The following is a 9658-nucleotide window of genomic DNA, read 5'->3' as shown; positions in this document are numbered from 1 at the left end:
AGCGTCCCCGCTTCGATCGCGACGCCCGTCCGGCCCGCGACGGCGACCGCCCCCGCTTCAACCGTGACGACCGCCCCCGTTACGACCGCGATGCCCGCCCGGCTCGCGATGGTGACCGTCCCCGCTTCGACCGCGACGCTCGTCCGGCTCGCGATGCCCGTCCCGCCCGCGACGGCGACCGCCCCCGGTTCAACCGCGACGACCGCCCGCAGCAGGATCGCCCCCGCTTCGACCGCGATGCCCGCCCGCAGCGCGACGACCGCCCCCGTTACGACCGCGACGCCCGTCCGGACCGCGATGCCCGCCCGGCCCGCGACGAGCGTCCGGCCCGCGAGGAGCGCCCCCGCTTCCAGCACGAGGGCGAGCGCAAGTGGTCGGAGCGCCGCGAGGAGCGTCCGGCGCGCAGCCAGGCGCAGGAGGACCGGATCGACGTTGTGCACGAGCGCCTCGAGGCGCAGGCCGTGCAGGCGGATGAGGTCGCCGAGGTGACCTTCGCCGACCTCGGGTTCGGCGACAACATCGTGCGCGCTCTCGCCGCCCTCGGCGCCGAGAAGCCGTTCCCGATCCAGGCGTCGACCGCTCCGTCGATCATCGAGGGCCGCGACGTCCTCGCCCGCGGCCGCACCGGCTCGGGCAAGACCATCGCCTTCGGCGCGCCGCTCGTCGAGCGCATCCTGCGTGCCAAGGCCGGCCAGAAGCGTGAGTTCGGCCGCGCGCCCGTCGCGCTGATCATGGCGCCGACCCGCGAGCTCGCGCTGCAGATCGACCGCACGGTGCAGGCGATCGCCCGCAGCGTCGGCCTGTTCACCACGCAGATCTACGGCGGCGTGCCGCAGGGCCGCCAGGTGGGCGCGCTCAAGAAGGGCGTCGACATCGTCATCGGCACCCCGGGTCGCATCGGCGACCTGCAGCGCCAGGGCAAGCTCGACCTCTCGCAGATCCAGGTGTCGGTGCTCGACGAGGCCGACCACATGTGCGAGCTCGGGTTCCTCGAGCCCGTCCAGGAGATCCTGCGCGAGACCGGCAAGGGCGGCCAGAAGCTGCTCTTCTCGGCGACGCTCGACCGCGAGGTCGCCGCGCTCGTCGACGAGTTCCTCGTCGACCCGCAGGTGTACGAGGTCGCCGGCGAGACGCAGGAGACCGGCACGATCGAGCACCGCGTGCTCGTCGTCGACCACCGCTCCAAGCCGGAGATCCTGGATCAGCTCGTCGCGCGTGAGGGGAAGACGCTCGTCTTCACCCGCACCCGCGCGTACGCCGAGATGCTCGCCGAGCAGTTCGACGGCGCCGGCATCGACGCCATCTCGCTGCACGGCGACCTCAACCAGGCCAAGCGCACGCGCAACATCGAGCGCTTCTCGAAGGGCCGCGCCCGCGTGCTCGTCGCGACCGACGTCGCCGCGCGCGGCATCCACGTCGACGACGTCGACCTGGTCATCCAGGCGGACGCGCCCGACGAGTACAAGACGTACCTTCACCGCGCCGGCCGCACCGGTCGCGCGGGGCGCACGGGCCGCGTCGTCACGCTGATCCCGCGTCAGCGTCGCCGTCGCATGACCGAGATGCTCGAGCGCGCCGAGATCGCCGCGCCGTTCGACGAGGTCCGCCCGGGCGACGACGTGCTCGATGAGCTCGCCGGCGCCCCGACGCTCGCCGACCTCACGGCCTGATCGCAGACCGGGGCGCGTTCCCCGGCCGGATCGACACGGATGCCGCCCTCGCCGGTCGAGGGCGGCATCCGTCGTCTGCGGGCAGGATGATCAGCCGCCGAAGACGACGAGCATCCGGTCCTCGGGCTCGGCGGGGAGGCGGCGCAGGCTGATCCGGAGGTCCTGCTCCGGCACCGCGTATTCGGGGCCCTGGGTCAGCAGCTCGAGCGTCGCGACGAGCAGGTCGGCCGTCGCCTGCTCCCCGGGGCAGCGGTGTGCCGCAAGGGGATCGCCGACGCCCTGCGCGACAACTGTCATGGGTGACGCGGTCGCGAAGCGGCCGGGGTTGAACACATCCGGGCGCTCCCACAGCTCGGCGGAGTGATCGGTGCCGTACAGGTCGAGCATCACCCACTGGCCCTGCGCGAGCCGCGCGCCGTGCAGCTCGATCGGGCGGGTCGCGATGCCGCCGATCATCGGGAAGAACGGGGAGAACCGGCGGATCTCGTCGGCCGTCCACCGGGTCGCGGCGGGCTCGCCGCCCCGGATCTGCGATGCCCAATCGGGGTGGCGGTGCAGCGCGTGAACCGCGAAGGCGATGAAGCGGGCCACCGCCACGGTGGGGCGCAGCAGGTTCAGCAGCTCGATCGCCGCGACGCTCTCGTCGAGCAGCCGGCCGTCCTCGGTGTGGTGCGCGAGGCGGCCGGCGACCGTCGCCCGGTCGCCCTGGCGGCGGAGGTCGCGCACCACCTCTCGCGCCCATGCCTCGGTGCGCCGCCGGCGCAGCCGCGCCGCCCAGTTGAGCGGCCCGATGGCCGCGGCCCGCGACACCATGGCGTCGAAGTCCTCGCACAGGGCCCGCTCGTCGGCGGGTTCGGTGCGGATCCCCACCCAGGCGAGGGCCGCGCGCGTCAGCGCGAGGGACGCGACCTGCCGCACGGGCACCGGCCGATGCGCGTGCTCGGCCGCCACCTGCGGCCATGCCTCGCGGAACGCCACCACGAGTCCGCCACGCTCCTCCTGGGCGAGATCGAGCATAAGCCGCTTCCGCGCTTCGTGACGCGGCCCTTCGAGCTGCTGCACGCTTCCCTCGTCCTGCAGCAGATGCATGACCGAGCGGGGGATCGCCCCCGTGCGCGAGAACGCGTCCGGCGTCCCGAACACGTGTGCGGCCTCCGCGCCCCGGGCGACAACCACAGCGCGCCCCAGGAGGCGTGTGCGGAATGCATCGGCGTCGACGTCGCGGAAGCCGCGCGTGCCGAAGAGATACCCGTCGCGCGCGAGGCGCCACGTCGCATCCAGGCCGGGAAGCGCCGGGATGCGTGATGCCGTGGACGTCGCGGGCTCCACTGTCTGCGTCATGCGTCCACCGCACCATGCGCGATCCGCGCCCGACAGCGGGTTGACAACGGCCGGCACCGAGCCGCCCCAGTAGGGTCGAAGGGTGAACGCACCGACGCGCATCGATCCCACTGGCACCCAGGTCCGCATCCGTCGCGACGGCCCGGCGGGCGTGGTCGCCGCCCACATCGCGCAGGTCGGCGCGGCGTTGCGCGGCCTCACCGTCGGTGGCGTGGACATCGTCACGCCGTATCCCGAGGGCTCGCCGACGCCCTTCGGCAGCGGCATCGTGCTCGCGCCGTGGCCGAACCGCATCCGCGACGGGCGCTGGACCGACGGCGGCACCACGCGCCAGCTGGACATCACCGAGCCCGACCGCAGCAACGCCATCCACGGTCTCCTCCGCTACGCGCCGTACGAGATCGACGCCGCAGAGGGATCCGCGACGCTCAGCGCCACGGTCTTCCCGCAGCACGGCTACCCCTACACGCTCCGCACGAGCGTGACCTACGCGCTCACGGAGGACGGCGTCGAGATCACGCACGAGGTCGCGAACGTGGGTGACGGCGACGCGCCGGTCGCGCTCGGCACGCACCCCTTCTTCTGCCTCGGCGGCGTCCCCACGGAGGACCTCGTGCTCGCGGTGCCCGCGAGCACGGTGTTCGAGGTCGACGATCGCCTCCTGCCCACCGCCGAGGTGCCGGTCTCCGGAACCTACGACCTGCGCGGGGGAGCCCGCGTCGGCGACCTCGACCTCGACACCGGCTTCGGCTCGCTCGAGCGGGGCGACGACGGCATCGCCCGCACGACCCTCACCGCGCCCGACGGCCGGACGGTCACCATGTGGCAGGACGGGAACTGGGACTACATCCAGGTCTTCACCACCGACGCCTACCCCGGCCAGTCCCGCGCGATCGCCGTCGAGCCGATGACCGCGCCGACGGATGCCTTCAACGCGGGTCAGGATGTGCGCCGCCTGGCACCGGGGGAGAGCTGGACCGCCCGCTGGGGTGTGAGCCTTTCCCGCTGACGCGCTGCTGCGGCGTCGGAACGCGGATGCGGGCGAACGCGCCGGACGCCGTGTCCCCACGTCGCATGCAGGTGAGCTGACGAGAATGACGGCATGAGCTACGCCCAGCGGGTCTCCGCGCGGCGCCGCGCCGCGTGGTTGCGGCGCGCGCGGCGGATCGCGCTGGTCACGCTCGGCGCGGGCGTGCTGCTCGTGTCGGAGGTCTCGCTCATCACGCAGCTCGTGTCGCGGAGCGAGGCCGCCGCTGTGGTCCGCGCCGGCGGTCCCGATGCGGTCGTCGCGGCGCTGCTGCCGGTGCCGGTGATCGACCAGGTCGAGGCGGGCGATCCGCCGGAGGGCTGCGCCGACGACGCGCTGCAGGCGAGGACTCCGGACGCCCTGATCGGCGCGTTCGGCGGTGCCGAGGCGATGCACAAGGCGATCCTGGCAGGCGACGCCCCGTGCGTTCCGCTGGACGATCCGTCCCTTCCGTGGGTGGTGGTGAACAAGCAGCGCCCACTGGAGCCGCTCGGCTACGCGCCCGAGGCGCTCGCCGTTCCTCCGTCGCACGTCGTGGAGGGGAGCCTTCGCGCCGACGTGGTCGACTCGTTCGAGCGGCTCGTCGCTGCCGCCGACGCCGAGGGAGCGGGACGGATGTCGCTGTTCAGCGGCTACCGCTCCTACGACACCCAGGTGGCGACGTACGACTCCCAGGTCGATGCACGGGGCCAGATCGGGGCGGATGCCCTGTCGGCGCGCCCGGGCTTCAGCGAGCACCAGCTGGGCCTTGCGGCCGACGTCGTCGCGTGCGGCGACGCCGGGTGCGGGACGATCTACGAGGTGGGCGCCACCGCGCAGGGGAAGTGGCTGATCGACAACTCGTGGCGGTTCGGATGGATCATCCGGTACGAGGAGGGCCGCACCGACACGACCGGCTACAACCCGGAGCCCTGGCACCTGCGCTACATCGGGCCCGAGCTCGCCCAGGTGTATCACGAGGGCGGCTACCACTCCCTCGAGGAGTTCTTCGGGCTGCCGCCCGCGCCTGACTATCCCTGAATCGGCCGGCACGGGTGCATCCGCGATCTCCTGAGGCGCGGGATGCCGCGTCGCGCGCGCCTGCGGGAGTACAGTCTCGGACAGCCCGTCTGGTCACGGGTCTCCCCCGCGGACGCACGGCCCTTTCACGTTTGGAGCCTCGATGAAGTTCTTCCAACGGCTCGGCCGATCGATCATGCTGCCGGTCGCCGTCCTGCCTGTGGCGGCGATCCTGTCCGGCCTCGGCTACTGGATCAAGGAGACCGCTGGCGACAACGTCGCCTCGGCGTTCTTCGCCGCCGCGGGTGGTGCGCTGCTCGACAACATGGCGCTGCTGTTCGCGATCGGCATCGCGATCGGCATGGCAGAGAAGCCCGACGGCACCTCCGCCCTCGCCGGGCTCGTGTCGTGGCTCACGATCACAACGCTGCTGAAGCCCGAGACCGTGCAGGTGCTCACCGGTGCGGCCGAGCTCGAGGCGGTCGACCCCGCGTACGGGAAGATCCAGAACGTCTTCGTCGGCATCATCTGCGGCCTGATCGGAGCATGGTCGTACAACCGCTTCAAGAACACGAAGCTTCCCGACTGGCTGTCGTTCTTCTCGGGCAAGCGCTCGGTGGCGATCGTCAGCGCCGGTCTCTCGCTCGTCGTGGCGATCGTGCTGTTCTTCGTGTGGCCGGTCGTCTACGGCGGCCTCGTCACGTTCGGCGAGTGGATCCTGACGCTCGGCCCGGTCGGCGCCGGCATCTACGGCATGATGAACCGCCTGCTGATCCCGCTGGGTCTTCACCACGCGCTGAACTCGGTGTTCTGGTTCGACATCGCCGGCATCAACGACCTCCAGAACTTCCTCGACGGTGCGAACGGCGACGGCGTCCCTGGCGTCACCGGCCAGTACATGACGGGCTTCTTCCCGGTCATGATGTTCGGCCTCCCCGGTGCGGCACTCGCGATGTACGTCACCGCCAAAACGGCCCGTCGCAAGGTGGTCGGCGGCATCCTGCTCTCGGCCTCGGTCGCCTCGTTCTTCGTGGGTGTGACCGAGCCGCTCGAGTTCTCGTTCCTGTTCCTTGCGCCGTGGCTGTACGTGATCCACGCGGTGTTCATGGGCATCTCGATGACCATCTCGGCGCTGCTTCCCGTGCGCATGGGCTTCGGCTTCTCGGGCGGATTCATCGACCTCGTGCTCGGCTGGGTGAATCCGCTGGCGCAGAATCCGTGGCTCATCCTGGTGATGGGCGTCGCGTGGTTCGTCATCTACTTCTTCGTGTTCCGCTTCGTCATCCTGAAGTTCCAGCTGAAGACGCCCGGGCGCGAGGACGAGGACGAGACGCTCAGCACCGGTGAGGGCGAGGCCGGCGTCGGAGATTCGAAGTACGCCGCGGTCGCGGCCGGCTTCCTGGCGGGGCTCGGCGGTCAGGCGAACATCCTGTCGCTCGACAACTGCGCGACGCGCCTGCGCCTCGAGGTCGCCGACCCGTCGAAGGTCGACGAGGCGGCTCTTCGCCGCGCGGGAGCCGCGGGCACCATGAAGCCCGGCGGCAAGAGCGTGCAGGTGGTCTACGGCCTCAACGTGCAGTTCGTGAAGGACGCCATGGAGGACCTCATGGACGGCCGGGAGCCCGCTCCCGCCGCGGCCCCGGCGCCGCAGACCATGTCGGTCGCGACGCTCGCGCCCGCGGTCGTGCGGATCGCGCAGCCGATCGCGGGGCGCGTCCTGCCGCTGTCCGAGGTGCCCGACCCGATGTTCGCCGAGCAGACGATGGGCCCCGGCGTGGCGATCGATCCGACCGGGGACACGGTGGTGGCCCCGGCGGACGGCACGGTCACGACCATGTTCCCGACGGGGCACGCGGTGGGGCTCACCCTCGCCGACGGCACCGAGCTGCTGATCCACATCGGCATCGACACCGTTTCGCTCAAGGGCGAGGGCTTCCGGCCGCTCGTCGAGCAGGGTGCCGAGGTGCGCAAGGGCGACGCGCTCGTGTCGTTCGATGTGAACGCGATCCGCGCGGCCGGTCTCTCGCCGATCACCCCGGTCATCGTGGTGAACAACGAGGACGCGTCGATCCAGTTCTCCTGACCGACGTCCGCCGCGGACTGATCCGGAGCCCGCTCGTCAGAACAGGCCGGCGGGCTCCGGCGCGGGGGCCTTCGCGGCGGCCCGGCCGCGCGCGGTCGTGATGATGCGCGCGGGAGCCGGCGCCGGCGTGCTGGCGAAGGACGGGCGTCGCCACGGGTCTTGGTCGTCGCGGCCGTCGAGCCGGTGCGAGCGGATGAGCGGACGGATGCGCTGCGACAGCATCGTCCGGTACGCCTGCGGGGCGTTGACCGAGGCCCCGGGATACAGCCCGCGATACGCCGGCAGCAGTTCGGGGTGCTTCCGCGCCAGCCAGCGCATGAACCACGGCTTGACGCCGGGCCGCAGGTGGAGCGCCCCGTGCACGACGCGGGACGCGCCCGCCGCCTTCACCCGCGCGAGGGCCGCGTCCAGCGCCTCGGGGGAGTCGGTCAGGTGCGGCAGCACCGGCATCATGAACACCGACACCGAGAACCCCGCGTCGGTCGCGGCGCGCACGGTGTCGAGCCGCGCCTGCGCCGTCGGGGTGCCCGGCTCGATCGCCTGCTGCAGCTCGTCGTCGTAGACGGCGATCGACATCGCGATCGAGATCGGCACCTGGTCGTGCAGTCGCTTCAGCAGCGGCAGGTCGCGGCGCAGCAGCGAGCCCTTCGTCAGGATCGAGAAGGGCGTGCCCGACTCGGCGAGTGCGGTCGAGATTCCCGGCATCAGCTTGTAGCGCCCCTCGGCGCGCTGATACGGATCGGTGTTCGTCCCGAGTGCGACGTGCTCGCGCTTCCAGCTCGGCTTCGCCAGCTCGCGCCGCAGCACCTCGTCGACGTTCACCTTCACGACGATCTGCGAATCGAAGTCCTTGCCCGCGTCCAGGTCGAGATACTCGTGCGTCCCGCGGGCGAAACAATATACGCACGCATGGGTGCATCCACGGTAGGGGTTGATCGTCCAGTCGAATGGCATGCTGCTCGAGCGCGGCACGTGGTTCAGCGCCGACTTCGCCGCGACCTCGTGGAAGGTGATGCCGGCGAACTCCGGCGTCGTCACCGAGCGGACGAGGCCGTCGAGCTGCTCCATGCCCGGCAGCGCGTTGTCGTCCGCAACGCCGAGTTCCTGCCCCTGCCACCTCATGCGCCAAGTCGAACAAAGATTCGATGGGATGTCAAGAAGGATCGAAGCTATGTCCCCTCGGCGAGGCTGGATCAGGCCGTGGCGCGGCTCGCCTTCGGGCGCACGGTCGCGGCGACACCGGCGCGGTGGAGGCGGTCGGCGATGAGGATCCCGAGCGCGGTCGCGGCGACGCAGCTGAGCACGGCGAGCGCGTAGAAGGCGACGACCGCGAGGGGCGTCATGCTCTCGATGCCGAAGTACGAGCCCTGCCAGAGGCAGTAGATGATCGCGGTGGCCGCGCCGCCCGCGTAGTACTGCAAGGTCGCCCAGCGTCGGTAGAGCGCGGCGGCGAAGGCGAGCTCGATCGGCAACGCGAACATCACGTTGGTGAGCACGCTGGCAAGACCCCAGCCCGAGAACGGCAGCAGCACGAGGCCCGAGATCAGCGCCGTGAGCAGCGCGGCGCCCGGCCGCTGCAGCAGGCGCAGCGCGACGACCGCGGGAAGGATCCACAGGCCGGTCAGCAGCTGGGAGGCAAGCGGCGCGACGCCGAGCAGCACGGTCGACAGCCAGTTCGCCGGGGCGAGCAGGATGGCGGCCGCCACGCCCAGCACGGCGCAGGTCAGCAGGTACGCGGTGGACACGCGGTTCATCGGGGCTCCTCGGTGGGGTCAGGGGAAGACGCGGGGGATGATCAGGAAGACGGCCGCGCACGCGGCCCAGAACAGCAGGACGAACACGAGGTCGCGCCACCGCAGCGGCACGAGGTGGCGCTCGGTGCGCGTGGGGTAGGCGCCGAAGGCGCGGGCGTCCATCGCGAGGGCGACGCGCTCGGCATGGCGGATCGCACTCGCCAGCAGCGGCACGATGTATCCCCAGCCCCGAGCGATTCGGGCGAACGGCCCGCGCCCGCCGCCCCGGCCGTGGCCGCGCACGCGGTGTGCCGCCCGGATGAGCTCGAGCTCGTGACCGAAGCGCGGCACGAAGCGGTAGGCGGCGAGCGCGGTGTACCCGATCCGGTAGGGGACGCGCAGGTGCTGGACGCTCGCGCGCACCACATCCGGTCCCGCCGTGACCGCGCCGCTCAGCACCGCGAGCAGCACGATGGCGGCGAGGCGCAGCGACGTGGCGAACCCGATGGCGAACGCGCCCTGGTGCAGGATCCAGTCCCCGACGCGCAGCACCGCGGGCGTGGCCGCGACCTCCGCGGGATCCACCCAGAGCGAGAACCCGATGCCCACGGCGGCGATGCCGAGCGGCACGCCCGCGAGCAGCCCGAGCGCGAGCCGGCGGGGGAGCCGCGCCCCGGTCGCCAGCACCACACCCGCCAGGGCGAGCATCGCCAGCGGCGTCGGGATGTCGCGGGTGAAGACGAGCAGGATCATCGCGGGGGCGGTCGCCGCGAGCAGGGCGAGCGGATTCAGGTGGTGGAGGAAC

8 protein-coding genes are annotated in these 9658 nt (G+C 71.8%); 4 read left to right on the top strand and 4 right to left on the bottom strand.

Annotation, left to right across the window (positions count from 1 at the left end; genetic code table 11):
* Positions 1 to 1670: DEAD/DEAH box helicase (locus IR155_RS15115; protein ID WP_135115616.1), on the top strand; the 1670-nt coding region annotated here is incomplete at its 5' end.
* Positions 1671 to 1760: 90 nt separating this feature from the next.
* Here IR155_RS15115 and IR155_RS15110 read toward each other — a convergent pair.
* On the bottom strand, positions 1761 to 3011 hold the full coding sequence (locus tag IR155_RS15110) for a cytochrome P450 (RefSeq protein WP_167760821.1): 1251 nt from the start codon (positions 3009 to 3011) through the stop codon (positions 1761 to 1763).
* A gap of 82 nt (positions 3012 to 3093) precedes the next feature.
* Here IR155_RS15110 and IR155_RS15105 point away from each other — a divergent pair, with 82 nt between their 5' ends.
* From IR155_RS15105 to nagE, 3 genes are all read left to right on the top strand, one after another.
* On the top strand, positions 3094 to 4020 hold the full coding sequence (locus IR155_RS15105) for an aldose 1-epimerase family protein (protein ID WP_233441230.1): 927 nt from the start codon (positions 3094 to 3096) through the stop codon (positions 4018 to 4020).
* Positions 4021 to 4113: 93 nt separating this feature from the next.
* Positions 4114 to 5058, top strand: coding sequence for a M15 family metallopeptidase (locus tag IR155_RS15100; RefSeq protein ID WP_135115614.1), 945 nt, complete (start codon positions 4114 to 4116; stop codon positions 5056 to 5058).
* Positions 5059 to 5200: 142 nt separating this feature from the next.
* Positions 5201 to 7120 carry an N-acetylglucosamine-specific PTS transporter subunit IIBC gene (nagE, locus tag IR155_RS15095; RefSeq protein WP_135115613.1) on the top strand — a complete coding sequence of 640 codons (1920 nt, stop codon included), beginning with the start codon at positions 5201 to 5203 and terminating at the stop codon, positions 7118 to 7120.
* A gap of 36 nt (positions 7121 to 7156) precedes the next feature.
* Here nagE and IR155_RS15090 read toward each other — a convergent pair whose 3' ends face one another.
* From IR155_RS15090 to IR155_RS15080, 3 genes are all read right to left on the bottom strand, one after another.
* Entirely contained in the window at positions 7157 to 8242 is a 1086-nt protein-coding gene (locus tag IR155_RS15090) for an Rv2578c family radical SAM protein (protein ID WP_135115612.1), read from the bottom strand.
* A gap of 71 nt (positions 8243 to 8313) precedes the next feature.
* Positions 8314 to 8874 (bottom strand): ECF transporter S component, encoded by a 561-nt coding sequence (locus IR155_RS15085; RefSeq protein WP_135115611.1) that lies wholly within the window; start codon positions 8872 to 8874, stop codon positions 8314 to 8316.
* Positions 8875 to 8892: 18 nt separating this feature from the next.
* Positions 8893 to 9658 (bottom strand): energy-coupling factor transporter transmembrane component T family protein (locus IR155_RS15080; protein WP_135115610.1); only part of this gene is annotated, 766 nt, incomplete at its 5' end.

It is taken from the genome of Microbacterium paludicola, from assembly GCF_015235415.1.
Lineage (GTDB): Bacteria > Actinomycetota > Actinomycetes > Actinomycetales > Microbacteriaceae > Microbacterium > Microbacterium paludicola.
Note: the sequence above shows the minus strand (reverse complement) of the source record. Positions and strands in the feature narration are given on the sequence as shown.